Raw genomic sequence first — 25,909 nt, forward strand, 5'->3', positions numbered from 1 at the left:
CGCCTCAGTCGGCCGATGCGCAAACGGCCACCGGCCAATGGCGAAACACGTCGCTCAATGGCAGGGCGCCGTCCGGAGCGGCCCGCAGTTCCCGCCGCGCCAGTCTGTCCACCCATCGGTTGGAGCAGCCGTCGGGCCGCATGATGGCGGTATCGCCCCAATAGTCGCGTGCCGTGGGCCGCTGGTCCTGCGCGTAGCCGGCGAGCGGCAATGCGCACAGGCGCGGCACGGCCACGAGAACCCGCTGGGCGCCGTCGCCCCTCAGGTACGCCAGCACGCGCGACGCATGCAGACCGCGGACGCGCAGCGGCGTATAGCCTGACTCGAAAGCCTGCGGGATGTCGGCACGCAACCGCAGGCAGGTCTGGATCAGGTGCAGTTTGACGCGGCCGTTCCGCCATTGAGAGGCCGCCGGCTCTAGCGGCTCGGGAGTCGCCAGCAATGCCTGGAGCGCCTGCCAGTCCACGGGGCGGCGGTTGTCCGGATCCACGAGGCTCTGGTCCCAGGCCTGGGCGCCCTGGTAGAGGTCGGGCACGCCGGGTGATGTGTTGCGCAACAGCGTTTGTGCCACGCTGTTGATCTGGCCGGGCGCAACCAGGAAGGCGGCGAACCGGGCGAGCTCCGCCAGAGGCCGCGCATCGACGGCGCCGGGGTCGATGGCGGCCAGACAGGCCGCGGCGGCGGCCTCGTAATCTTCGTCCGGGTCGGTCCAGGATGTCCGGAGCTTGGCCTCGCGCAACGCCTTGGTTTGCCATTGGGCGACACGCCCGAGCCATTCGCGGATCGAATCGGGCGCGATCGCGCGGACATCGGGACCCCATGTCGGTGGCCACGCGCCGATCAGCGTCTGCAGCAGCATGTAGCGGTCGGTGTTCGTGCAGGCGTTTTCCGGCAGGAGGCGCAGCCACTCGTGCGCCCATTGTCCCCACAGCCCGGGCATTTCCGTCAAGACCGCCAGGCGTGCCCGGGCATCTTCACCACGCTTGTGGTCGTGGGTGGCGGTGCAGAGCATGCCGTGCGGCTGGTGGAGGGCCCGCCAGTGATTGCGGCGGTGAAATTTTTCCGTCTCCAGGCAAAAGCGGATGGGGGAAGAGCCCACTTCGTTACGCGAGAGCAGCATTCCGTATCGATAAAAGAAGGTGTCCTCCACCGATTTTGCGGCCAGAGGCGGGGTTATTTGCTGTACGCGCCGCAGGAGACTCGGGGTGCCGGCCGCCGGATGTTCCAGTTCCGCCCTCCATCGGCCCAGCAGCGGCTCGTCGTCGGGGCCGATCGCCAGCCGTGCGGCCCGCGTGGCCTGTTCCCACGCTGCCCGGTCGGCGGCGGATGGCCCACCGTCCTCCGCATAGCTGCGGTAGGTCGGAAACCCCGCCAGCCAGCCGTCCATGACGCGGCCCAGCGCCTGTAGGCCCCGGTCGCGCGCTTCCGGGTCCTGGGTGGCCCGCTGGCACCATGCGGCCAGCAGGGCATCGTGTTCGGCGACGAGATGCTGCTTCAGGATTTCCGTGCGCGTGGCGCGGATCTGCTCGGGCACCGGGGTGCTTGCGCCGCCCAGACCTTGCCAGAGGCGCTTGAGCGGCGTCCTTGCCCACGGGGCGTGGAGCACGGCGCAGGCGTCGTCCATGAAGTCGTATCCCGTCGCGCCTTCGATGGGCCAGCGCGGATCCAGGTGCTCGTCGGGACCCAGAATCTTTTCCACCACCAGATAGGGCTCGCGCCGAGGATCAGTCCGTTTCAGCGCTGTGCGCAACCGCCGCAGATATTCGCCGGGTGCGGCCAGCCCGTCCACGTGGTCGATGCGGAATCCGTCGAAAACGCCTTGGCCGTAAAGGTGCAGCATCAGCGCATGGGTCCTGTCGAAGACAGTCGGGTCTTCGACGCGCACGCCGACCAGTTCGCTGACCTCGAAAAACCGCCGCCAGTTCAACTGATCGGTGGCCGAGCGCCACCAGGCGAGCCGATAGTGCTGTTGCTCCAGCAAGGCGTGCAGACGAGCCCGGCCGGCTTCCTCGTCCGGGTCGAAGTCCTGCGGGCGCAGCGGGCCCGACGACGAAACCGGCAGCGATTGTCCTCCCGCGCGCACGGTGATCACGTGATCCTCAAGGGCAAGCCGGATCTCGCCGGCCCGCAGCGCCTCGCCGTAAGGCCGTACCAGGATCGGCAGCAGCACGCGGCCATCGCCCGTTTCCCAGTTGACGTCGAACGTGCTCGCGTGCGGGCTCTGCCGGCCGCGTTTCAGGACATCATGCCACCACGGATTGCGCGGGTCGGCGGCCATGTGGTTGGGTACGATGTCGGCAATGAGACCGATGTCCAGTTCGGACGCCCGCCGTGCCAGGCGTTGCAGGGCTGCCTGTCCGCCCAGTTCATCGTTGACCCTGGTGGGGTCGATGACATCGTAGCCGTGCGGCGATCCGGGTCTCGCCTGCGTCACCGGCGACAGGTAAAGATGACTGATCCCCAGCTTTGCGCAGTAAGGCAGGATGTCCCGTGCGGCGTCGAAGTCGAACGCCGCGCGCAGTTGAAGCCGTAGCGTGGCGCGGGGGATCATGGACGCATCCGTCCTTGGCGGGGCGCCGTTCTTTGCCGCATGGCCTCCAGCCGCGGACGCCACTGCGGACTGTCGCAAGCGGCGACGGCGTCCACGGGCAGGCGCCGGCGCCAGTTGGGAAACTCGTCCGTGGTGCCCGGTACGTTGGGTGCTTCGGACAGGCCGGCAAGATCTTCGAGCGATGTCAGGAACAAAGGGGACGGAGTACGGCTGACGAAGCGGAGAATGGCGGGAATGGGGGCCTCGCCGGGGGGGGCGCCTGGGGCGCCCATGCCGCGCCAGAGAGCGGCCTTATCGTTTTGGCGTATCGCCCTGAGCGATTCTGCGTCCTCGTCCGGCGCCAGCAATCGGGCTTCGGACCGTTGCGCGATGTCCGTGCCATGCCACCAGCCGGACACGGTGGGCAGATCATGGGTGGTGATCATGGACACCGCATCGCGGGGCCAGCGAGCGGGTGCAATGAAGGGTGGCGATTCCTGGTCCTGTCCGGGACGGCGCATGAACCACAGCACGTTCATGCCGAAGATGCCATTTTCCCAAAGCTGTTCGTTGAAGCCTTCGGGCACTGTCCCGAGGTTTTCCCCTATCATCAGCGCATGGTGGCGCCATGCCTCGAGAGCCGTCAGCGTGAAAAGTTCGCGGGCCGGCATGTGCAAATAGGCGCCGCCATCGGCTCCGCCACCTTCGGGAACGACCCAGAGCCGTTGGAACCCCAGGATGTGGTCGATGCGCAGGCCCCCCATATGCTCCAGTCCCGCGCGCAGCACCTCCACAAAGGGCCGGTAGCCCTGTTCCTGCAGCGCCAGGGGAGAGAAGGCCGTCAGATTCCAGACCTGGCCCAGGGGGTTGTAGATATCGGGGGGTGCCCCGATCGAGACGCCCCTCAGAAAGTGCTCCGGGTGGCTCCATGCCTGGCTGCCCGTGGGGCTCGCCCCCACCGCCAGGTCTCCCATCAGTCCGACCCGCATGCCGGCACTGCGCGCATCCCGCTGAGCGACGGCGAGGCTGGCGTCGGTCAGCCACTGCAGAAAACAATGAAAATCGATTTCGCGGGGGTGCCGGGCCCGGTAGTCCTGGACCTCGCGCGAGCGCGGGTCCCGCCGGCGACTGTCGGAAAACGGAAGGGCCGGCCGGATTTGCCCGCCTCCTGCGTCGGCACCAAGGTCGCCGTGCTGCAGGCATTCGAATGTCGCGTGGTCCAGCAGCGCCTCGCCCTGCTGTTCGACGAATTTTTCATATTGCCTGCGCAGCCGGAGGTCGCCCCGCTGGCGGAACTGCGCGTGGATTTTCGCCAGCAGCGACAGGCGGGCGGCGGCCGTACGTGTCCAATCGATTGTGTCGGCCGCCTCCAGCGCCGCGCAATCCATGGGCGCCAGCGCGGCCATTGCAGCGTGGACCGCCTCGTCTCCCAGCACATCGGCAGGCGCTGCGAAAAGGACGTTCCTGAACAAGCGGCTGGACGGGCAATAAGGGCTGCAGGCCGCCGGGTCGCTGCTGAATAGCGCGTGCATGGGGCTGAGCGCCAAGACATCCGCGCCTTCGGCGGCGAGCCGCTGTGCAAGCTGCCGTACTGCGGCCAGATCCCCGTGGCCCCAGGTCGAGCGGGCGGTATCGCGGTGGGTGGTGCGAAGGCTGTAGACCTGTGCCATGACGCCCCACAAACGGGCGCCACACGCGGCCATCCGCGCCGCCACAGACTCCGTGTTCGCCGGCGCAATCGCCAGATGGAGTGGGTTGCCATCGGGCGGATGCAGGCGGTAGCGGCCCGGGGTGGCCGGGGCCAGCATGCGGTTTCCGGCGGCACAAACGATGGTCTGCGGGCTCTGTGCCGACGGGGAATCCCCCTCAGCCACCAGCAGGCAGTGGCCGACGGCCGACGCGGGCAGTAACAGCGGCTCTCCGACGTGGCCCACGATCAGCGATGCCCGCGCGCCCGCGCGGCGGGATTTCATTTCGGCGCGGCTGGCGCGCAGATCCGCGGGAGAGTCGCAAGGCAGGCCCATGGCATGGAGGAGCGCCCGCAAGGTGTCGGGGCTCACCCGCTGTGGGCGCCGTCGAGCGTCGATCCAGTGCTCTTGCAACCCGGCCTCGGCGGCCAAGGCAGAAAGCGCTGGGTTGCGGTGCATCGTCTGCCTTTCGGTGGTCATGGAGTTTCCCGGGTCACCCATACGGTGCAATGGCCGGGCAACTGGCCATCCAGCACGGACGCCAGAGCGCCGGCGGACGTTTCGAAAATGAGGACCCACGGCTGAAGATCGTCGGGTCGGGCCTGGGGCGAAACCGCGCAGGCGTCCGGCGCAAGATTGACGTAGACCCGCAGTTCCGCGCCATCCCCGAGCTGCCAGGAGGCCAATGCGGCGGCGGGGCCCAGGCATTCGGCGCCTTTGGACCATGTGTGGGCGAGGCGCAACCCCAGAAAGTAGGCGCGCAGATCCAGGAGCCGGGCATAGAAGGCGGTCCACTCGTGGTGGGCGCCATTTTCGGGCCATGGGGCACACGCGCTGTAGCTGGTCTCGGCATTGGGGTCCGGGATCCCGTTGTTCGATTCGCCGAAGCCCGGTTGATTCGCGAATTCGCGCGCCCTGCCGTCGCGGACGGCCTGTACCAGCGCCGGATCCGTGTGGCTGGTGAAATACAGGAACGGTGCCCGGGATGCGTATTCCTCGCCCATGAACAGCAGCGGGACCATGGGCGCCAGCATCTGCAGGGCGATGGCGGCGCGCAGCCGTTCCGGCTGCCGCACCAGCACGCTGAGCCGTTCACCCCATGCGCGATTGCCGATCTGGTCGTGGTTTTGCAGAAAGAAGATGAAGGCGGAGGGCGGCAAATGCCCGGAGGGTTCGCCTCGCGGCGCACCGCCGTGATGCTCCGAGGGCTGGCCCTGGTAATACCAGCCTTCGGCCAGGCACCGGGCGAGAATTCGGCCAGCGTCCTGGCGGTAGTCCCCGTAGTAGCCGTGATCTTCGCCGGTCAGCAGATGGTGCAGGACATGATGCAAATCATCGTTCCATTGGGCATCGTAGTCGCCGTCCAGAAGACTGGTCCGGTTGGCATCGTCTTCGATCACCAGGTGGATGCGGCGCCCCGGAAGGCGCGCTCTGAGCCGCCGCGGCAGGGCGCGCAGCCAGTCCTCGTCGACAATGGCATGCACGGCGTCCAGGCGCAGCCCATCGAAGCGGAATTCTTCCAGCCACTGGATCGCGCTATCTTCGAAATAGCGGCGCACGGCCGGCTCGCGAAAATCGATGGCGGGACCCCATGGGGTGGTGCGGTCCTCGCGGAAAAAGCGGCCAGCGTAGCGAGGCAGGCCGTTGCCGTCCGGTCCGAAGTGGTTGTAGACCACATCGAGGATGACCCCGATACCCAGGCAGTGGGCGCTGTCGATGAGCTCCTGAAGTTCGTGCGGGCTGCCGTAGGCGCGGTCTGGCGCGTAGGCAAGCACGCCGTCGTAGCCCCAGTTCCGGGGTCCCGGAAAATCGGCGATCGGCATCAGTTCAATGAGGTTGATGCCCAACGCGGCGAGTTCGGGCAGCCGGGCTCGCAATCCCTGGAATCCGCCCGCCAGCCCGACATGGACTTCATACAGGACGGATTCCTCCCACACTCGGGGTTGCCATTCCGGATGGTGCCATTCATAGGACGAGGGGCCCATCACGATGCTTTCGTCGTGAATGTCACCGTCTTGCAGCCGCGATGCCGGGTCGGCAAGCCGGGTACCGTCCGCCAACTCGTAGTGATAGCGGGTTCCAGGGCCGCAATCGGCCACGTGCCATTCGGCGTAGCCTTCGCCGTCCGGGACGGTGGGCAGGGCTGCGTGTCCCTCGACATGAAGGGTCATCCCCGGAGGAGCATCCGGCGCCCAGAGGCGGAAGAGCGTGCCGCCATCGGCTTGCGGGAACGCGCCCCATGGACGCGCGTCCGCGGTGTCAGTCGGGGCCGTCATCGCAAGGAGTCCTGAGGGGATGTGCGGTGAGCAGCACGATGCTGTGGGCCGCGACGTCGATGGGGCCGGCCACGCGCGTGGATGTGGCGTTCACGTCGCTGGTGTCCAGTTCGGAGGACCACTCCAGTTCAGGCCCCGGTATGGTGAAGGACTGGGCCGTCGCGGCTGGATTGAGCAGCAGCAAGGTGACGTCCGCGTTCTTTTCAGACCCCCACGCCGCCCTGCGCAGCGTGAAGGCCAGGCGCCCCCCGTCTTCCCACCCTTCCTGGGTGATGGGCGTACCGTCGGGCTCGAAGCATGCGGATCGTGACACGCCGGGAACGATTTCCTCCGCCAGGTCCTCGTAGCGCCCGATACGCAGGCTGGGGTGGTCGCGCCGCAAAGCGCTCAGGCGCGACACGAAGCGGATTTCCGCCTTTCCGGCTTCCGTGCTGGCGAGCGACCAGTCGAGCCAGGATATGGCATTGTCCTGACAGTAAGTGTTGTTGTTGCCGGCTTGGGAGTGCCCGAATTCGTCGCCTGCGAGCAGCATGGGCGTGCCATCCGCACAAAACAACGTGGCGAGCAGGGCACGGCGCACGCGCCGGCGCGTCTCCTGGATGGCGGGATCGTCGCTCGGACCCTCGGCCCCCCAATTGGCACTGAAGTTTTCGCTGGCCCCGTCTTGCCCGTCTTCTCCATTGGCCTCGTTGTGCCGTTCCGCATACGAGACGAGATCGGTCAGTGTGAATCCATCGTGCGCGGTGAGAAAGTTGATGCTGGACCACGGACGCCGATGGCGGTGATCAAAGAGAGACCGTGATCCGCTCAACGCCTCGGCCATGCCGCCGCGCTGATCGGAATCGCCGCGCCAGAAGCGCCGCGTCCCGTCCCGGAAGGCTCCGTTCCATTCCGCAAAGCCGGGGGGATGCTGGCCGAGTTGATAGCCGCCTGGTCCGACGTCCCACGGTTCCGCGATCAGCTTCACGCGCGACATCGCGGGATCCTGCAGGATGGCATCGAAAAAGCCGGCGCCCGGATCGAAGCCCTGGCCTTCCCGCCCGAGCGTGGCGCAAAGATCGAAACGGAATCCGTCGATCTGATAGGACTGCGCCCAGGCCCGCAGCGAGTCCATCACCATCTGAAGCACTCGGGGGTGCGACAGGTTGACCGTGTTGCCGCACCCCGTCTCGTCGATATAGTGGCGCTCGTCGCCCGGGATGAGCCGGTAGTAGCTGGCATTGTCCAGCCCTCGCCACGATAGCGTGGGGCCGAATTCGTTGCCTTCGCAGGTGTGGTTGTAGACCACGTCGAGCACGACTTCGATGCCCGCGGCGTGCAGACGCCGGATGGTCTTGCGCAGCCCGTCGGTGCCCTGTGGGGCGTACGCCGGCTCAGGGGCGAAATACGACAAAGTGTTGTAGCCCCAGTAATTTCGAAGTCCTCGTTCGATGAGCGTGCGATCCTGCAGGAAGGCATGGACGGGCAGCAGTTCAATGGCGGTCACCCCCAGTGTGTGCAGATGCTCGATGAATCGCGGATCACCGAGCGCCGCGGCCGTGCCTCTTTGCATCGATGGCAGGTCGTCGCGGCCCATGGAAGCGCCGCGTACGTGGATCTCGTAGATCACCGTCTGCGACCAGTCGGTGCCGGGCCGGCGGGAATCGCTCCAGTTGAACGGCTCCGGGGAAGTGACGACGGACTTGGGCATCAGCGGCGCACTGTCCCGCCGGTCCACGGTGATGTCTCCCTTGGCATGACCGACGCGGTAACCGAAGAGCGCGTCGCCCCAGCGCAGTGGGCCTTGCAGGGCGCGGGCGTAAGGGTCAAGCAGCAATTTGTACGGATTGAACCGATGGCCGTTCGAGGGATCGTAGGGGCCGTGTGCGCGAAAGCCGTAGAGCAGCCCAGGCTCCGCTTCAGGCAGATAGCCGTGCCAGATTTCATCGGTGCATTCGGGCAGCATGACACGGCGCACTTCTTTGCGCCCTTTCGGGTCGAACAGGCAGAGTTCCATCCCCGTGGCGTTGGCCGAAAACACTGCGAAATTCACGCCCAGCCCGTCGCTCGTCGGCCCCAAGGGATAGGGCTGACCGGCTGAAACGGGTGCGCGCAGATAGGTGTCCATCAATTCTCCGTGGGGGTCAACAGCAAGGTCGTGAGGCCCGGCAGGTCCAGTTCCAGGCTGCAGGGGCGTCCATGGGCGGGTTCGTCGCGCGAGGCCACCGGCGCAACGGTTGCAGGCGGCAGACCCCCTGGGATGCTGGAATCCAGCAGCACGCGCCAGGGACCATGCTGGCTCGCCCCCACCCGGTAGCCACTGCGTGCCACCGGCGTGAAGTTGCACAGGACCAGAACCGGCCTCGAGCCGGAGGCCTGGCGTTCGAAAGCGAAGACGCTATTGCTGGTGTCGTCGCCTATCGTCCATGAGAAGCCGGCCGGGTCCGTGTCGCCGTCATGAAGAGAGATCTCGTCGGCGTACAGCCCGTTGAGGGCTCGTACCAGCTTCTGCACGCCGGCATGCGCGGGCTCATCGAGCAGGTTCCACTCGATGAGCCCATCGTGGTTCCATTCCCGCCACTGACCGATCTCGCCGCCCATGAACAGCAGCTTCTTGCCCGGATGCGCCCACATGAATGCCAGATAGGCGCGCAGCGTGTCGAGCCGCCGGCCCGGGTCGCCCCCCATTTTGGCCGCCAGGGCGCTCTTCCCGTGGACGACCTCATCGTGGGACAGGGGCAGGATGAAATGCTCCGAAAAGGCGTAGGCGAGCCCGAACGTCATGTCGCCATGGTGATGGCGCCGGTGGATCGGGTCGCGCTGCACGTAGCGCAGCGTGTCGTGCATCCAGCCCATGTTCCATTTGTAGTCGAACCCCAAGCCGCCGGCCGATGTGTCAGCCGTGACGCCCGGCCATGCGGTGGACTCTTCGGCAATGGTGAGCGTCGCATCGTGTCGGGCATGGACGCTGTCGGTGAGTTCGCGCAGAAAAGCGATGGATTCGAGATTTTCACGCCCTCCGTACCGGTTGGGCACCCATTGACCGGGTGCGCGGCTGTAGTCGCGATATAGCATCGACGCCACGGCGTCCACCCGCAGTCCGTCGACGTGATAATGGGAAAGCCAGTGGTGCGCGCTCGCAAGAAGCATGGCACGCACCTCGTTGCGGCCCAGGTTGTAGATGCAGCTGTGCCAGTCGGGGTGGTAGCCTTCTCGCGGATCCGCATATTCGTACAAGGCGGTTCCGTCGAACCGGGACAGCCCATGGGGGTCATCCGGAAAATGCGAGGGCACCCAGTCCAGGATGACTCCGATGTCCGATGCGTGGCAGCGGTCCACGAAGCGAGCGAAGGCCTCCGGCGTTCCGTGGCGCGCAGTGGGCGCGAAGAGGCTCAGCGGCTGGTAGCCCCAGGACCCCCCAAAGGGGTATTCCATGATGGGCATGAGTTCGACGTGGGTAAATCCCAGCGCGTGTGCGTAGCGGGGCAGGCGCTCGGCCAGTTGTTCCCAGCGGCTGCCTTCGTCCCACGGCGCGGCCCAGGAGCCCGCGTGGACTTCGTAGATGCTCAGGGGCTGGCGAACCTGGTGCCGGATCGCGCGCCTTTCGATCCACGCGGCGTCGGTCCAGATGTTCGCGTCGGGGGCGTCGATGACGGATGCCGTCCCCGGCGGCGCCTCGGTGCGCCGTGCCAGCGGGTCCGCCTTCCACTGCACGAGGCCGTTGCGGTCGAGCACCGCAAATTTGTAGCGTTCTCCAGCGTGCGCGCCGGGCAAGAAGAATTCCCAGACGCCAGCCCGGTGGCGCAGCCGCATGGGATGCCGACGCGGGTCCCAGGTGTTGAAGTCACCGACCAGCGCCACGCGCCGCGCATTGGGCGCCCATACGGCGCAGCGCAGTCCGGAGATGCCGTCGATCTGGGTGCGTTCAGGGGCGAGCGCGTCCACTGCGCGCCAGTCGCCGCCCGCGAATCGCGTCAGTGTGGCCTCGTCCATCAGCGGCCCGAACGCATAAGGGTCGGCGGTTTCCTGAGTCGCCTGGGGCCAATGGATCCGCAGCGAGTAGGCGCCGGGGCCTCGTCCTTCCAGGTCCGGTACATGGCCCGAGAAGAAGCCGGACGGGGCGTCCGCAGCGTTGAACGGACGCAGTTCGACCGAGCGGCCATCCGCGCAGCGGACCGTGACGCGCAGCGCGCCCGGTACCAATACGCGCAACCACGGGCCGTGCGGCCCCAGCACGGCGAAGGGATCGGCATGGACACCGCCGACCAGCGCCTGGCGGTCGCCGTCAGCAATGGGATCGCGGTCCTGCCTCATGCCTCTTCCTCCACATTCTCCGGGGAAACCGCGAGAAGCGTCGTCGCCAGCCGGGCCAGCGCCTTCACCGGCACGGGAAGCCAGTCGGGGCGGTGCGCGGCTTCGTAACACACCTCGTAGGCGGCTTTTTCGAACTGGGCGAGGACCAGAAGGGCCGACTCGTGGGTCTCGTCGAGGGCGAGGCTGTCCGGGCGCGCCTGGCGGTACCCCGCCAGGAACGCCGCGCCGGCCCGCGTCTGGAACCGTTCCAGCAGCGCGTCCAGCGACGCCGGCGGCGTGTCGCGCAGGCTGCCGCCCTGGACCCCTGGCGCCGCCGGACCGGCCGGATTCGTGGCGAGCTCGGCGGCCGGTGCGGGGACCACCACCTCGCGTTTGGCAAGCGCTGCGGCATAGTCGAAGGACCGCAGCATGCCTCCCAGGTCCTTGTAGGCTGTGGACAGCGCCCGTCGGCTGCTGCTGTCGCTTAGCGGCTCGCCTTCGAAGTCGATCAGGTACGCGTCGGCCTGTGAAACCAGCACCTGCCCCAAGTGAAAATCGCCGTGGACCCGCAACCGGAACGCGGCGGCCTCCAGGGGGCAGGTGCGCCGGACGGCGTGTTTGAGCGAGGTGGCCTGTTTCCTCAGGAACAGGGCGGCATCGCGCGCCTCGGCTTCCAACTCGATCGGCGGGTAGGTCAGAATGCGCAGCGCGGCCTTGAGCTGTTCCAGTATTCGTTGGCTGCTTGCGGTCGCCACATGGGTCGCGGCGGGCGGGCTGGATGCCGCCGGCTCCTCCGCGGGCCCGGACGCCGGGGCCAGGGCGGCGTGCAGTTCGGCCAGGCGCTGACCGATCCGCTGTGCGAAGGCGAGATAGCCCGACAGGTTGCCCTCGAACGTATCCGCGTCGTCCCCCGCCAGCATGGCGGCCGCCAGCGTGCGGTGGAGGAACTCCAGCGTCCAGCGCCAGGCGTCGCCCTCGTTCGCCACATAGCGGTGCATGATGGCCACCGTGCGGGTCACCCCGGCCGCATCCCGATGCTCCAGGGCCCCCAGCAGGGCCGGTGTATTGCGGTATCCGACCTGGGACAGGAGCCGCCCCATTTCCACTTCGGCGTTGGAGCCGGCGACGTTCTGGCGCAGGACCTTGACGATCACCTGTTCGTCCACGACGGCCGAACTGTTGCTCTGCTCGCCGCCGATCCAGCGCACGGCAGCGTCGGGTTGCGGCGGCATCAGGTCTTCGGCCACTCGCAGGTATTGAAGGCGGATGCCGCCGGTGTCGGCGCCTTCATCCTGCTTCTGATCCGTAAGCGGCGTTTCGCACAGACCGCAGACGAGTGCCCGAAGGAAATCGGGTTCCTGGAAGGCGTCAACCAGGAACCCTGGCTCGGAGCCGCAACGGATGCGCGCCATCGGGTAGACGCCTTCGCGTTCCTCTCCCCACCGCAGGGAAAACGGGACGCTGAGGCGGTTCTCGTCGGTATCGTTCTGGTGCACGAGCGCCCAATAGTGGCGGACGGTCCGCTTATCCCGAGGCTGGCAGCCAGACGTCAACGGTACCGTGTCCTCCAGTTTCAGGGGAGCGTGCGGACGGCCGGCGTACCAGCGCTGGCGTGCCAGATACGCCGGGAGCGCCTCGCTTTCCAGCAAGTGGCGCGCCGTATCGTTGAGCGCAGCCGGCGTGCGCGAGCGCAGCACCAGCGTGACGAGTTCCGGCATCTGCTCCGGCTTTTCCCGATGCCAATCCGGCGGCTGCGCCACGTGGCTCAGCTCGAACCAATAGAATCCGTAGGGGGGCAGGGTCAGCAGGTAGGGCAGTTCGCCAATGGCCGGGAAGGCCGTGCCGGCCAGCATTTCGATGGGCACGTCTCCGGAGCGGGACGGCATGGGCAATTCCACCGGCTGGGCAGAGGCCGACAGATTGGCCACGCACAGAATGGTGACGTCCTCCCATTCACGCAGATACGCCAGGATCTTTCGGTTGCCTGCATATAGGAAACTGAGTGTGCCCCGTCCAAAAGCCTGGGTGCGGGCGCGGCAGGTCAGCAGCCGCCGGGTCCAGTTCAGCAGCGAGTGCGGATTACGCTGCTGCGCTTCGACGTTGATGACCTCATACCCGTAAAGCGGTCCCATGAGCACCGGAACCGCCAGTTTTTCCGGGTCGGCACGCGAAAATCCGCCGTTGCGGTCGGGCGTCCATTGCATGGGGGTGCGCACGCCATTGCGGTCACCCAGCTGGATGTTGTCGCCCATCCCCAGTTCGTCGCCGTAATACAGGACGGGGGTGCCGGGCATGGAAAGCAACAGGCTGGTCATGAGTTCGATGCGGCGCCGGTCGCCCTCCAGCAGCGGCGCGAGCCGGCGCCGGATGCCCAGGTTGATGCGGGCCATGGGGTCTGCCGCGTACACCTTCCACAGGTAGTCCCGTTCGCGGCTGGTGACCATCTCCAGCGTCAGTTCGTCGTGGTTGCGCAGGAAGATGGCCCATTGGCAGGCCGGAGGAATGGCCGGTGTCTGCCGCAGGATGTCGGTGATCGGAAATCGGTCTTCCTGGGCGATGGCCATGTACATGCGCGGCATCAGCGGAAAATGAAAGGCCATGTGGCACTCGTCCCCGCGTCCGAAATATTCCTGCGCGTCCTCGGGCCACTGATTGGCCTCGGCCAACAGCATCCGTCCTGGGAATTCGTCGTCGAGCACGGCGCGGATGCGGCGCAGGATGGCGTGCGTTTCGGGCAGGTTTTCGTTGTTCGTGCCTTCACGCTCGATCAAATAGGGCACTGCGTCCAGACGCATTCCGTCCACCCCCATGCCCAGCCAGAAGCGCATGATGTTGAGAATTTCCGTGAGCACGCGCGGGTTGTCGTAGTTCAGGTCCGGCTGGTGCGCATAGAAGCGGTGCCAGTAGTAGGCGCCCGCGACTGGATCCCAGGTCCAGTTCGATTTTTCGGTGTCGCAAAAAATGATGCGCGTGCCGTCGTATGTGCGGTCCGTGTCGGACCAGACGTAATAATTGCGGGCGACCGTCCCGGGACGTGCGAGGCGCGCCCGCTGGAACCAGGGATGCTGATCCGATGTGTGGTTCACGACCAGTTCCGTCACCACGCGCAGGCCGCGCGCATGGGCGGCGCGAATCAGCCGGCGTACATCGGCGAGCCGGCCATAGTCGGGATGCACGTCGCGGTAGCCGGCGATGTCGTAGCCGTCGTCTCGGCGCGGCGATGGATAGAACGGCAACAGCCAGATCGTGTTGACGCCGAGCCCGGCGATGTAGTCGAGCTTCGCGATCAGACCGGGGAGATCTCCCACTCCGTCATTGTTCGAGTCGAAGAAGGACTTGACGTGCAGTTGATAGACGACCGCGTCCTTGTACCAGTCCGTCTCGAGCGTGGTTGTATTGATGGTGTCCATCGTGAACCCTGCTTCAGTGGCCATCTGGCCGCTGGGGCAGCCGCCAGATGGCATAGGGAGCCTCGGGCGCGAGGCGCGCACGGGCCACCTGGTCCTCCCAGTGCTCCCGCGCGCCCGTCAGCAAATTCACCGCCCTGGTGATGCCACCCACCCGGGCTGCCGCGTCCATGGTTCGCATGGGATCCAGATTGATCATGACGAGAAGCACATTGGAATCGCCCTCCGAGTGCCGGAGATAGGCCAGTACGCCCTCCGGCTGCGCCGGAATGCCTTCGTAGCCGCGATGGCCCTGCAAGGCGGGGTTGGCTCGCCGGATGCCGTTCAGCTGCGTGATCTCATTGCGAATGTTTCCCGCCGCTTGCCAATCCCGCTGGCGGAGTTCGTATTTTTCAGAGTCGGCGTATTCTTCGCGCCCCGGGAGGGCGGCAGCCTCGCAAAGTTCGAAGCCGCTGTAGATTCCCCACAGGCCGGCACCCGTGGCGGCAAGCGCCGCGCGCACCAGGAAGCCGGGCCGCCCGTGCTGCTGAAGGTATACGGGGTTTATGTCCGGCGTGTTGACGAAGAAATGCGGCCGAAAGAAGTCCGCCACCGGCGGTTGCGAGAGTTCGCGCAGGTAGGCGTCGATCTCCCATGGCTCGTTACGCCAGGTGAAGTAGGTATAGGATTGGGTGAATCCGGCCTTGGCCAACCGATACATCATGGCCGGACGCGTGAACGCTTCGGACAGGAACACAACCCCGGCGTCGCGTGCGTGGATCTCGGTGATCAGCCAGTGCCAGAATGGCAGCGGCTTGGTGTGGGGGTTGTCGACACGAAAGATGCGTACGCCCTGTTCGATCCAGAAGAGCACCACGTCGCGCAGCGCACGCCATAGCGCCACCTTGCGCCGCCACGGCTTCCCATGCTGGTAGAAGGTCACGTTCACGATGTCTTCGTATTTCTTGGGCGGATTTTCGGCGTGGCGCAGCGTCCCGTCCGCGCGCCAGGAAAACCAGTCGGGATGTTGGGTCAGCCAGGGGTGGTCCGGTGAACATTGGATGGCAAAATCCAGCGCGATCTCAAGACCTTGCCGCCGTGCGGCCGTCACCAGGCGCTGGAAATCAGCCAGCGTGCCGAGCTGCGGTTCGATCGCATCGTGGCCTCCCTCGGCCGAGCCGATGGCGTAAGGGCTTCCCACATCCTCGGGAACTGCGCTCAGGCTGTTGTTGCGGCCTTTGCGGTTCTGCGTGCCGACCGGATGAATCGGCGTCATGTACAGTACATCGAACCCCATTTGCCGGATATCCGGCAGACGCCTGATCACGTCGTCGAAAGTCCCGTGCACGCCGTCGACGGCGGATTGCGAGCGCGGAAACAGTTCATACCAGTTTGCGTAGCGCGCCTGGGGCCGGTCCACCCACAGGCCCAGCGGTGCGGTGGCCCAACTGAATGGCCGTTCTCCGGGATCGCGCAGGACGGCCGCCAACGTGGGGGACAACAGCTCGCGCATCAGGTGTTCGTCCGGAGTGTCCTGCCCGAGCCCCCGTAGCGCGGCCAGGACGCGGCGCACGCGAGCCCAGCGCGCTTCCTCCAGTGCGGTTCCCGGCTGTTGCTGAAGCGCGTGCGCCAGCCATTGCGCGCCTTCCTCCAGACTGAGGTTCAGCGGTTGCCCTGCGCCCCACTTGGCACGCCACTCGGCACAGAAGCTGGCCCAGATATCTGCCCAGGCCAGCACGCAATACTCGTGCGACCCGATTCTCGTCGGCTGGAACTGCGCGGCCCACCGGTCGTTGCCCAGCGGCTTCATGGGGACTCGCTGCCATTCCGGTTCGTCGCAGGCGCGCCAGCACAAATCGGCCGACAGGCTCTCGTGGCCATCGATGAACACCGTCGCTTGCACGAACACCGGTTCGTGGGTGATCCGTTTCACCGGCCACATGCCGCCATCCACCACTGGCTGGATGTCTTCGATACTGATCCGAGGCGTCTGGTTTCGCGTCTGGGCCGTCAGCGGGGATGCGGGGACGGCGGAGGTGACGGGCTGTTGCGGCAGCGCCTGCCACAACGCGCCCGCGGCCGCTTCCAGGCGATCGCCGCGCGGCGCCAGACCCGCAGGCGCGCCGCGGGCCTTGGCGATGGGCGAAGGCAGCAGCGCGGCCAGTTCCGCGCGATCAAACGTCGATGAGGGCTCGCCCTCGGGGGTGAGCGTCAGGATGGCGGCATCGCCGTCCTGCGGCCGTCGCAGGATCGTGGTGGCGCGCCCGGCATGACCGCCCACTGTGATCAGCGGCCCCGTCAGGGCGAGCGCGCGGCGCCACCGGGACAAGGGCATCAGTGCCGCTGCGGCCTCCAGGGGGCTCTCGAGCACGATGCCGTCACCGCTCACGGCCGCCGCCGCAAGCCACCGCTGATCGTGGCGGCCGCCCACGTAAGCCAGTACCGGTGCCACTTCGCGCAAGCGTGCGTCTTCTTCGGCCAGCCAGTCGGCTTTTCCATCCCACCACGCCAGGGACGATACCGTGTAATTGAACCCGGCGCCCTGGCATTCGCGCAGCGCCTGGGGAGACAGCCCGGGAGTCCAGGCGATGAACTGGAGTCCGGGCCGGGTTTGGCGCAGGCCGCCGAAGAGGCTCCCCCAGACCGGACTTGCCAGGTTCTGCGGCGATTGGAAGCAGAAGCCCTGGACGCCGCGCTCCGCCCAGCCGTCCAGGCGCCGTCGCCAGCTCTCCACGAAGGCGGGCGGCGGAACGTCAATGAGCCGCCGCGTCAGCAGCGCACTGCGCGACACCCGCGGATCCATGGCCGGATCGATGCGCTCCTCGCGCAGCCACTCGGCCCGTGCCGTGCTCGGCACCGCCGCTCTTGCGACGCGGTCCAGAACCAGTTCCAGATGGCAGGACAGACCCTGCCGCGCCAAGTGCGCAGCGGCCTCGCGGATGCGGTCGTTCGACGATTGCCCGGGCTTGTCGCTTTGGTCGGCATCCAGGGGCACCAGATCGTGGGGGTCGCTGCCACAACGCCAAGGCACCGGCAGCAGGACGCCGTCGATGCCGGCGCTCTTCCATGACCCGGCCAGAGCCATGGCATCGCGCAACGACGTCCGGATCAGGCACGGCCATCCGATCGCTGCGGAAGCGCGCTTCGCCATGGGCTTGTTAAAGCCCGGGAGCCACGGACACGCGCGTGCGCCCCGCCCGTACGACTGGCCTTTCGGACCGGGTTCGCATGCGATGGGGACCTACCACCGCGTGCCCCCGCATCCCCGCGAAAAGTTGCAGGTAGGCCTGCACCGCGCTGGGCCAGCCATGATCCTCCCGCATCGCGTTGCGCTGCATGGTGCGCCAGACGGTATGGTGGTCGCGCAACTCCATCACTCTATGCAGGGCGGCGATCATGGCGCCTGCGCCGGCACCGTCCAGCAGCACGCCATTGGCGGTCTTCAAGGCAGCGCGGCCGGCACCGAGGCCGGGGTCGTGAATCGTGTCGACCATTCCTCCGACCGCCGTTGCGATCGGGAGGGCGCCGTATCGCATGGCGTAGAGCGGCGTCAGTCCGAAGGGCTCGAAGCGGCTGGGATGCCACAAGGCGTCCGCGGCCGCCTGCAGCCGGTGGGCCGCGCGCTCGTCATAACCGATGTGGGTGGCGCAACGCCCGGGGAACTGACGCGCCAGTGCAGCGAAGCCGTTTTCGAAGCGCGCCTCGCCTTTGCCCAGGACCGCAAGTTGCAGACGCGGAAGCGTTTCCAGCGCCTGGGGCATTGCCTGCAGGGTCACATCCGCCATCTTCTGTTCCGTCAATCGGCTGCAGGAGATCACCAGGAACGCCTCTTTGTCGATGTCCAGCCCGAAGTCGGACTGGACGCGGGATTTCCAGTAAGCCTTGCGCTCGGGCGTGTCGACGTCATAGGGCAAATCCGCGAGGTATGCGTCGCGCGATGGGCTCCAGACGGAAGTATCGATGCCGTTGGGCAGGGCTACGAAATCCTCGGCGCGCGACCTCAAGACGTCGTGCAAGCCGCATCCTCCTTCCGGGGTGATGATCTCGCGCGCGTAGTTGCGGCTCACGGTGGTCACACAGTGGGCGTGCACGATGCCCGCCTTCAGAAAATTGAGCCTGTCCCACGCGAACAGGGCGGAGGCGGCAGTGCCAGCCGGCAAGTCGAGCAGCGGAAGGGCGTCCGGCGGAAAGCTGCCCTGGAAGGACAGATTGTGGATCGTGAGCACCGTGCTGGTCGCGGGCGCGACATGTCTCACGAGCATCGGTACGAGGCCCGCATGCCAGTCGTGGGCGTGGACGATGCCGGGGACCGGCAGGTCGGGGAGCCCTGCGGCGATGGCTGCGGCCGCGTGTGCGAGTGCCGCGTAGCGCACGGCGTTGTCGGGGTAGTCCCGGCCGTCTTCGTCGACATAGATGCCGCCCCGGTCGAAGAGCGCCGGATTGTCCAGCAGCAGGCAGGGCAGGCCGCTCGCGCGGCACCGGGCTTCCACCAGCCGCGCCGGCCCTCCGGGGAGGGACCCAAGCACCCAGTGACGCTCGGCGGTGACCCGCTCCAGCACGCCTCGATACGCGGGAAGAAGGACGTGCAGCGGCAGGCCTTCGCGGCGCAGCGCCTGCGCCAAACCTCCGACCGCGTCGGCCAGGCCGCCGGTCTTTGCCAGTGGATAGGCTTCCGCCGCCACGATCAGTGAAGGACAACTTCTGCCGGTCTGCATCATGCTGGGTCTCTCATTCCTGTCATCCAGGTCTGAGGGGAGCAAGTTTCATGCCCGGCGCTAGGGCCTCCCGCTCGGAGGCGGCTTTGGGGCGAGGAGGACGCAGCAAATGGACGGCCCGCTCCACGGGCTGCAGATCCACGCCGCGCGCCTCGAACGCTCGCAGGATGCCCAGATTGATCTCCTGCTGGATGTCCATGAACCGGTTATAGTCGGCGCTCATGACGTAGTAGACCGCCTCGATCTCCACCGCCCAGTCGCCGAACCGCGCGATATGGGCCCTGTCGAACCGGGTATCGGGCTGGGCCTTGATCTGGGCGCTGACATCCTCCGGCAATTGGGCCAGTGTGTCGGTCGCCGTGCCGTAGGGAACGCGCAGCGTGAAGACGACGCGGCGCTGTTCCATGCGCTTGTAGTTCTGGATGGTCTGCTTGAGCAGCTCCGTGTTCGAGCACACGATCTGCTCGCCCCCCAGGCTCCGGATACGCGTGGTCTTCAGGCCGATGTATTCGATGCTGCCGGCCACCTGGCCGAACACGATGAAATCGTCCACCTCGAAGGGCTTGTCCAGGCCAATGGCGATGGACGCAAACAGATCCGCCAGGATCGTCTGCACGGCCAGCGCGACGGCCACGCCGCCGATCCCCAGGCTGGCGATGAAAGCCGTGATGTTGACGCCCAGGTTGTCCAGCATGGCGAGCAGCGTCACGGTCCAGAGCAGGGTACGCAGCAGGTAGGCCAGCAGGGTGGTGGTGATCCGGCTGGCGCGCGTGCGGGTCGCGACGATGGTCAGCGTGGAACTGCAGGCCTTGTCCAGCCACAGGGCAAACTGGATCACCAGCAGCGCAAACCACAGGTGAGCGTCGGCCCACGCCGCGCCGGGGAAGACCACGGCGCTGACGCGAACGGCCACCAGCAAGGCGACGAGCGCGAAGATCAGCCGGTTGCTGCGCCCCAGTACGGCGACGAGGGCCTGTGCGTAGGGATGCTTGTCACCGGCGGCGAAGCGAACGACCCGCCGGTGCACCCAGTGCAGGATGGTCGTGAAGGCAAAGTAAAGGATCAGCGCCAGGCCGATGGCGATGACCCACGCACCCCATGCCGATTCATAGCGGTCGAAGAAATCGCCGATCATCTCAATGCTTCCTCCCGACGTCGGGACGGACACCGTTCATGGGAATCACGCTGATGTTGCCGTCGGGCTCGATATAGGCGCGGCCGACCTGCGCGACGTCCTCGAATCCTTGTTGACGCAGCTCGCTCATGAGCTCCTCTTCCGTGATGAATTCCCGGCGCATGTTGCGTTTGGCAATGGTTCCGTTCTGGATGAGGCAGACGCGTTTGGCCGTCAGCAGCCGGGCCAGCGCCGGGAAATGAAATACGATCCGGTCGACGGCGGCGGTCCAGCCGACCAGCGTCGCCACCAATATCATCCCGTCGAGCACCGAGTCGTAGCTGCCCGCCATTCCGTTCTGGGCGGCGTCGGCGATGAGGACCAGGACCAGCATGTCGGCCACGCCCAGGGATCCCACGTCTCGCCGTCCGCCTGCGCGCAACAGGAAAAAGATGAACCAGTACATCAGCGAGCCGCGAATGATGAGTTCCAGCGGCGACATCGAAAACGAAAACATGCCTGCCCAGTCGGGGCTGCTGGCAAAGCTCATGGGGGACCTCTGCGGATGTTGAGTCGGAGGCGAAGGAGCAATTTGCGTGCCGCTGGGACGCCGAGCCGGAATGGCCGCCGGAGGGAGCGCTTCCCCGGGCATGTGGCTTGCTCATCGGCCCCTGAATCAGTTACGGAGAGGCCCCCATGCAGCTTGCCCCAATTGCCCAAGCCGACCGGCCCGTCGCCGCCGCCAGGCATCCAGCCGTCGCGGGACGTCGTTCGGCAGTCGCCAATGTGCAGCATGTGCTGGTCCCGCCAGGACTGCGGGAACAGGTCATCAACCGGTTGGCGCAGCTCTGCGCCATGGGATGGAGCAAGCGGCTGTGGCGGCACGATGCCTCGTTGTGGACCGGACGCGACGAGGCCCAATGGCTGGGCTGGCTGAATCCCGCGAGGCAGAAGACCGTGGCGCGCCGCATGGCCCCGAAATGCGCCGCGTTGCGCGAGGCGGGCTGGACCGACGCCGTGCTCATGGGAATGGGCGGGGCGAGCTTGGGCGCCTACGTGCTCAGCGAGGTGCTGGGTCCACAGAACGGCGGCCTGCGACTGCATGTGCTGGATTCGACCGATCCTGGACAGGTGCGCGAACTGGAGGCCTGCGTGCCCTTGGCCCGCACCCTGTTCATCGTCGCCAGCAAGTCGGGCACCACGCTGGAGTCCTCATTGCTGGAGCAGCATTTCCGAAGCCGGGCGGCGGCGTTCGATGGACCGCAAGCCAGCCGCCGTTTTTGCGCCATTACGGACCCCGGGACCGCTCTGCACCGGCGAGCCCTGGAAGAAGGGTACGCGGCCGTCTTCAGCGCCGACCCTTCCATCGGCGGCCGTTATTCCGTGCTTTCTCCGTTTGGCATGGTGCCCCTCGCCTTGATGGGGCATGATCCGCTGGCGCTCCTGAACGATGCGGAATGGATGAGCCGACGGTGCGGCCCCGGTGGCGGCAGCGAGCCCAACGACGCCCTGTGGCTCGGCACGCTGCTGGGAGAGGCCGCGATCGCGGGTCGAGACAAAATCACGTTGTGCGCCAGCGCCGATCTTGCATCCCTGGGCGAGTGGCTGGAGCAGCTATTGGCCGAGTCCACGGGCAAGGACGGGCGCGCGCTGGTGCCGGTTTGTGGCGAACAGCTCGATCTGATGAGCGAGTACCGCCAGGACCGGGTCTTCGTGCTGCTGCGCGGTCCCCAGGCGGAGTCCGGTCTATGGCTGAAGGAAGGACGCGCATTGGCCCGCGCCGGGCATCCCGTCGTGATCATCGACGTGGCCTCGCCGCGCAGCCTCGGCCAGGAGTTCTATCGGTGGGAATATGCGACCGCCGTGGCCGGCACTCTGCTGGGCGTCCATCCCTTTGACCAGCCGGATGTGGAAGCAACGAAGGTCCGCGCGCGCCAGTTGCTGAAGGCGCCGGACGCACGGTCGCCGGCGGCCGAAGCAGCGCTGGCCGGGAGGGCGAAACGGCGTTACAGCCTGGTGCTGGACATGGGCAGCGATCCCGCAGAGGGGGCCGCGAGTCCCGAGCGGATCATTCGGGCCTGGCTGTCCGACCCGCGGATCAGCTATCACGCAATACTGGGTTATCTTCCCAGGACACGTCAGACCGAATCGTGGCTGCGGCAGTGGCAGCGTCGGCTGCGCCGGCTGGGTGGGGGCGCCGTAGTGGCCGGCTTCGGTCCCCGCTATCTTCACTCCTGTGGCCAGCTGCACAAGGGCGGACCCGCCTGCGGAGCCTATCTGTTTCTCCGGATGAGCAGTCAGGATACGGGAAACACCCGGACGCTGGATGAGCTGTCCCGGTGCCATGCGGCAGAGGCCCGCGCGGATCTGCTGGAGCTTCGATCGCGGGGACGGCCCTGCCTGTCGGTGGAGTTCACCGGGACCTTGACGCAGGGCTTGCGCGATCTCGCGGACCTGCTGCGATCCGCCCTGGAGTCCGCGGCGACTTCAGAGCAGCCGCCGCTGGTGCGCCGTGTCCGTGCGGAGGTGCGGCCGTCGGGATCGCGCGGGCTTATCGGCTCGCGGCGCGGTGATTCCGCCAGGCCAGCCCAGCCTCGGTCGCTGCGAACGCCACCAGCGACAGCATCAGAGGCATGACGAAGTACACCGCGCGGTATGCGAGTACCGCGCCCAGTGTTTCGAAGGGTGGCACCTGTCCGGCCAAAGCGGCGACAAACAGCGCCTCCGTCGTGCCGAGGCCACCCGGTATGCGGGTGACGAGCGCCGCGACGCCGGAATAGAGCAGGATGCCCAGGACGGCGACGTAGGGGGCGCGCCCCTGCAGCAGCAAATGGAGCGTCAGGCCCATCAGGGCCCACGAGAGTGCCGCGACGGCCCCTTGAGCCAGCGCCATGCGGAAAGTGGGCAGCTTGAAGAGGATGCCGCTCAACATCCGGCTGGAGCCCGCATGGCGAAGGCAGATCACGCTGTAGCCGGTGGCCGCCAGCAACAGGACTCCCCCGGCGATGCGCAGGGCGCTGGCGCCCTCCGCCGCTGCGGGGGGGAGCGGAACGGAGACGGTGAGGAACAGGATGCCGCCCAGCCAGCAGAATCCGATCCAGTTGGAAAGACCCGAGAATAGCGTGACGCTCGCAGGCACTTCCTTGTCGCAGCCCATGCGCGAGTAGAGGCGCAAGCGGGTTCCCAGGCCCCCGATCAGCACGCCGAGATTGAGGTTCAGCGCGTAGCTCAGCATCGCGATGCCGGTGACCGCGGTGCGAGGCAGTTTATGGCCGGTGTAGCGCTGGCTGAGGAGGTCCAGTGCGGCATAGGCCAGATAACCGCCCGCCGTGACGGCGCTCGCCTCGGCGATGGTGGTCGGAGGGATCGCCAGTAGCGCGAGCCAGACCCGGTGCCATTCGATGTCCCGTGCATACTGGTAGAGAAAGTACGAGACGAGGCCGATGAACGCCACGACGACGATGGTCCGCAGCGTCCGGTTGTGCCAAAGCCTCGCCAGAGCGGATCGGGGGGAATCCATGATCAGGACTCATCCGGACGAATGCGCTCCACCCGGGGCTTGTGCGCCGGAAGGCGTCCAGCCCACGCCGGAAGCCAGCGCAGCACGTGAAACACCACGACGGCTGCCCACATCCGGCGCACCGGCCGCAGCACATCGGCCGAGCGCGTGATTTCATGGCAGTCCCGTGCCAGCAGGCCGGACAGGCTGTCTCGCAGCGCCTGGTTGAGCGAACGATCCCGCGCCAGCAGGTTGGCCTCCAGGTTCAGCGCGAGGCTGAAAGGGTCCAGGTTGCTGGATCCTATGGTCACCCATTCGTCGTCGAAGCAGGCGACCTTGGCATGCAGGGGGCGACGGCGATATTCGTAGATCTGCACTCCGGCCTCCAGGAGGTAGTCGTAGATCATGGACGCGGCGAACTGCGCAATGCGCATGTCGGGTTGGCCCTGCAGGATCAGGCGCACGCGAACGCCCCGGCGCGCGGCCCGCGTGAGGTCGCGGATGAGCCTGTAGCCCGGGAAGAAGTAGGCGTTCGCGATCAGGACGTCTGACTGGCTGGCTCGCAGGCTGGCCCGATAGGCATGTTCGATATCATCCCGGTGGCGGTGGTTGTCACGCACGATGAGCCGGCCGGCGCCTTCTTCGCTGGGAGCCGCCGTCCCGGTGGGGCGGTATCGGGTTCGCGGCCCGGTGCTCGACAACTGCCGCATGGCGGCGCCGATGTGCGCGCAGAGCGGCCCGGTGATCCGCACCGAGTAGTCCTGCTTGGCCTGGGCGCCGTCGTCGGTGAGATGATCGGCGGAATAGTTGATGCCTCCGACAAACGCCACCTGTTCATCGATCACGACCAGTTTTCGGTGCAGCCGGCGAAACAGATGGGTCCGCAGCCCCAGCAGACGAGCATGGGGATCAAAAAGGTGGACGTGCACGCCCGCATTGACCATTTCGTTCAGGAATTCGGTGGCCAATTCACCGCTGCCATAGCCGTCCAGGGTCAATCGCACGGTCAGCCCGCGAGAGGCAGCATCGGCGAGCGTGGCCTGGATGTGCTGCCCGACCCGGTCATCAAAGAGAATGAAGCTTTCCACGAGGACTTCCCGCTTGGCCTCGCGGATGGCCGCTATCACGGCGGGAAAGAATTCATCCCCGTTTTCGAGCAATTCGTAGTGGTTGCCCGCATACCAGTCCGCGCTCATAGCGCGATCTCCGCGCTCAGGGGGACGTGATCGGACAAATGTGCCCAGATGCGCGATGCCAGGGGTTCGGGCCGGGAGCCGCGCACATTTCTCACGTAGATTCGATCGAGTCTCAGGCACGGCCAGAAGGCCGGGAAACTGCGTGCCGGCTTTCCGAACTGGCGGGTGTAGATCTCGCGCGCGCCGCAGCGCGCCAGGATGGCGTCGGCGCGCAGGCTCCAATCATTGAAGTCGCCCGCGATCACCACAGGGTCCTTTGGCGGGAGGTGTTCGCGGATCAGGCTGCAGAGCCGCTGAAGCTGGTAGCGCCGGTGCGATTCGCGCAACCCGAGGTGCACACAGACCAGGTGCAGGGAGACGGCGAGATCGGGAATCCGCAGCGCGCATTCGAGGAGCCCGCGGGGCTCGCGCCCGGAAACGCTGACGTCGTGATTGGTGAACCGGACGATCGGAAAGCGCGAGAGGATGGCGTTGCCATGGTGGCCGGCGGGGTAGGCCGCATTTTGGCCATAGGCATAGTCGCGCCACAGCGTGTCGGCGAGATATTCGTATTGGGATGTGGCCGGCCACCCGGCAATGGCTGAGGCCCGGCCACGGTGTTGGCCCACCACTTCCTGCAGGAAGACGATGTCAGGTGCGGCGACCCGCAGCGCCGACCGTAGGTCCTGCAGCATGAATCGCCGGTTGAAACTGGTGAATCCCTTGTGCGTATTGACGGTCAGTACCCGGATGGCCCGGCCGACTCCGTCGCGGGCGCGCTGCATGCAGCCTCCAGGAGTGTGTCCACAGGAAAGAGAGCAATTCCTGTGCCCGACCTACCTGGGGCCGACGGCGCCTGCCGCTTGTCTCAGTGGGCCCCCTCCTGGGTGTCCTGCGTGGTGTCGGCGGCTGGTGGTGCGGGCGTAGTGCTTTCGCGCGTCGTTTTGTCATCGGGCATCTGGGCCCCCACGCTGGACATGGACGAGTCCTTGGCCGGCTGGGATCGGTAGACCGACGTCGCAATGGCCGCCGCTATGACGAAGATGACCAGGCAGAGAATCAGGATGATGGTGTTTGGCTTCATGAGAGTGCACCTCCTCGCAACTTCACCCTGTGGCGAAATCCGGCTTGTGGCGTCTACGGGTGAGGAATCTTCAGGTTGCAGCAACGGCTGGTTGCAGCAAGTACTTTGCCCGCTCCGTCCCATGCTTCGGGAAGGGCTGCGGGCATGGGGCGTGCTGCGGCGGGGTGCCT

General features: G+C 66.6%; 15 protein-coding genes. 1 reads left to right on the top strand and 14 read right to left on the bottom strand.

Annotated features, from left to right (window positions below; genetic code table 11):
- Positions 1–4 precede the first annotated feature (4 nt).
- The 10 genes from treY to ACVCMJ_RS14970 are packed head-to-tail and all read right to left on the bottom strand — an operon-like array spanning position 5 to position 20,531.
- Positions 5–2,551: a malto-oligosyltrehalose synthase gene (gene treY, locus ACVCMJ_RS14925; protein ID WP_447082182.1), complete on the bottom strand. Its 2,547-nt coding sequence runs from the start codon at positions 2,549–2,551 to the stop codon at positions 5–7.
- Complete coding sequence (gene malQ / locus ACVCMJ_RS14930) at positions 2,548–4,698, bottom strand: 4-alpha-glucanotransferase (RefSeq protein ID WP_447082183.1); 2,151 nt, start codon at positions 4,696–4,698, stop codon at positions 2,548–2,550. Before malQ ends, treY begins: the two co-directional genes overlap by 4 nt.
- Positions 4,695–6,494 (bottom strand): malto-oligosyltrehalose trehalohydrolase, encoded by a 1,800-nt coding sequence (treZ, locus tag ACVCMJ_RS14935; protein ID WP_447082184.1) that lies wholly within the window; start codon positions 6,492–6,494, stop codon positions 4,695–4,697. Before treZ ends, malQ begins: the two co-directional genes overlap by 4 nt.
- Entirely contained in the window at positions 6,478–8,601 is a 2,124-nt protein-coding gene (gene glgX / locus ACVCMJ_RS14940; RefSeq protein WP_447082185.1) for a glycogen debranching protein GlgX, read from the bottom strand. Before glgX ends, treZ begins: the two co-directional genes overlap by 17 nt.
- Complete coding sequence (glgB, locus tag ACVCMJ_RS14945; RefSeq protein ID WP_447082186.1) at positions 8,601–10,787, bottom strand: 1,4-alpha-glucan branching protein GlgB; 2,187 nt, start codon at positions 10,785–10,787, stop codon at positions 8,601–8,603. The genes glgX and glgB overlap by 1 nt, the downstream gene beginning before the upstream one ends.
- Complete coding sequence (gene treS, locus ACVCMJ_RS14950) at positions 10,784–14,176, bottom strand: maltose alpha-D-glucosyltransferase (protein WP_447082187.1); 3,393 nt, start codon at positions 14,174–14,176, stop codon at positions 10,784–10,786. The genes glgB and treS overlap by 4 nt, the downstream gene beginning before the upstream one ends.
- A gap of 13 nt (positions 14,177–14,189) precedes the next feature.
- A complete protein-coding gene (locus ACVCMJ_RS14955) occupies positions 14,190–17,303 on the bottom strand; it encodes a maltotransferase domain-containing protein (RefSeq protein ID WP_447082188.1) in 3,114 nt (1,037 codons plus the stop codon).
- 7 nt (positions 17,304–17,310) lie between these two features.
- Entirely contained in the window at positions 17,311–18,870 is a 1,560-nt protein-coding gene (gene glgA, locus ACVCMJ_RS14960; protein WP_447082189.1) for a glycogen synthase GlgA, read from the bottom strand.
- 19 nt (positions 18,871–18,889) lie between these two features.
- The gene (locus ACVCMJ_RS14965; RefSeq protein WP_447082190.1) at positions 18,890–20,002 is read right to left on the bottom strand and encodes a mechanosensitive ion channel domain-containing protein; all 1,113 of its coding nucleotides are present in this window, start codon (positions 20,000–20,002) and stop codon (positions 18,890–18,892) included.
- A 1-nt stretch (position 20,003) separates the two neighbouring features.
- Positions 20,004–20,531: a DUF421 domain-containing protein gene (locus ACVCMJ_RS14970; RefSeq protein WP_447082191.1), complete on the bottom strand. Its 528-nt coding sequence runs from the start codon at positions 20,529–20,531 to the stop codon at positions 20,004–20,006.
- 146 nt (positions 20,532–20,677) lie between these two features.
- On the opposite strand from ACVCMJ_RS14970, the gene ACVCMJ_RS14975 reads away from it, so the two are divergent.
- On the top strand, positions 20,678–22,618 hold the full coding sequence (locus ACVCMJ_RS14975; protein WP_447082192.1) for a hypothetical protein: 1,941 nt from the start codon (positions 20,678–20,680) through the stop codon (positions 22,616–22,618).
- Here the strand turns inward: ACVCMJ_RS14975 and ACVCMJ_RS14980 are convergent.
- The 4 genes from ACVCMJ_RS14980 to ACVCMJ_RS14995 form a co-directional block, all read right to left on the bottom strand.
- Complete coding sequence (locus tag ACVCMJ_RS14980) at positions 22,533–23,501, bottom strand: lysylphosphatidylglycerol synthase domain-containing protein (protein ID WP_447082193.1); 969 nt, start codon at positions 23,499–23,501, stop codon at positions 22,533–22,535. The genes ACVCMJ_RS14975 and ACVCMJ_RS14980 overlap by 86 nt on opposite strands.
- Before the next feature lie 2 nt (positions 23,502–23,503).
- The gene (gene clsB / locus ACVCMJ_RS14985; RefSeq protein ID WP_447082194.1) at positions 23,504–24,676 is read right to left on the bottom strand and encodes a cardiolipin synthase ClsB; all 1,173 of its coding nucleotides are present in this window, start codon (positions 24,674–24,676) and stop codon (positions 23,504–23,506) included.
- Complete coding sequence (locus tag ACVCMJ_RS14990; RefSeq protein ID WP_447082195.1) at positions 24,673–25,440, bottom strand: endonuclease/exonuclease/phosphatase family protein; 768 nt, start codon at positions 25,438–25,440, stop codon at positions 24,673–24,675. The genes clsB and ACVCMJ_RS14990 overlap by 4 nt, the downstream gene beginning before the upstream one ends.
- Positions 25,441–25,523: 83 nt before the next feature.
- On the bottom strand, positions 25,524–25,739 hold the full coding sequence (locus tag ACVCMJ_RS14995; RefSeq protein ID WP_447082196.1) for a hypothetical protein: 216 nt from the start codon (positions 25,737–25,739) through the stop codon (positions 25,524–25,526).
- Positions 25,740–25,909 lie beyond the last annotated feature (170 nt).

Source organism: Castellaniella sp. UC4447_H14 (assembly GCF_052978285.1).

Excerpts from the sequence above, each read along its gene's own strand:
- treY (WP_447082182.1), bottom strand. The coding sequence starts at position 2,551 with ATGATCCCCCGCGCCACGCTACGGCTTCAACTGCGCGCGGCGTTCGAC.
- malQ (WP_447082183.1), bottom strand. The coding sequence starts at position 4,698 with ATGACCACCGAAAGGCAGACGATGCACCGCAACCCAGCGCTTTCTGCC.
- treZ (WP_447082184.1), bottom strand. The coding sequence starts at position 6,494 with ATGACGGCCCCGACTGACACCGCGGACGCGCGTCCATGGGGCGCGTTC.
- glgX (WP_447082185.1), bottom strand. The coding sequence starts at position 8,601 with ATGGACACCTATCTGCGCGCACCCGTTTCAGCCGGTCAGCCCTATCCC.
- glgB (WP_447082186.1), bottom strand. The coding sequence starts at position 10,787 with ATGAGGCAGGACCGCGATCCCATTGCTGACGGCGACCGCCAGGCGCTG.
- treS (WP_447082187.1), bottom strand. The coding sequence starts at position 14,176 with ATGGACACCATCAATACAACCACGCTCGAGACGGACTGGTACAAGGAC.
- ACVCMJ_RS14955 (WP_447082188.1), bottom strand. The coding sequence starts at position 17,303 with ATGGCGAAGCGCGCTTCCGCAGCGATCGGATGGCCGTGCCTGATCCGG.
- glgA (WP_447082189.1), bottom strand. The coding sequence starts at position 18,870 with ATGATGCAGACCGGCAGAAGTTGTCCTTCACTGATCGTGGCGGCGGAA.
- ACVCMJ_RS14965 (WP_447082190.1), bottom strand. The coding sequence starts at position 20,002 with ATGATCGGCGATTTCTTCGACCGCTATGAATCGGCATGGGGTGCGTGG.
- ACVCMJ_RS14970 (WP_447082191.1), bottom strand. The coding sequence starts at position 20,531 with ATGAGCTTTGCCAGCAGCCCCGACTGGGCAGGCATGTTTTCGTTTTCG.
- ACVCMJ_RS14975 (WP_447082192.1), top strand. The coding sequence starts at position 20,678 with ATGCAGCTTGCCCCAATTGCCCAAGCCGACCGGCCCGTCGCCGCCGCC.
- ACVCMJ_RS14980 (WP_447082193.1), bottom strand. The coding sequence starts at position 23,501 with ATGGATTCCCCCCGATCCGCTCTGGCGAGGCTTTGGCACAACCGGACG.
- clsB (WP_447082194.1), bottom strand. The coding sequence starts at position 24,676 with ATGAGCGCGGACTGGTATGCGGGCAACCACTACGAATTGCTCGAAAAC.
- ACVCMJ_RS14990 (WP_447082195.1), bottom strand. The coding sequence starts at position 25,440 with ATGCAGCGCGCCCGCGACGGAGTCGGCCGGGCCATCCGGGTACTGACC.
- ACVCMJ_RS14995 (WP_447082196.1), bottom strand. The coding sequence starts at position 25,739 with ATGAAGCCAAACACCATCATCCTGATTCTCTGCCTGGTCATCTTCGTC.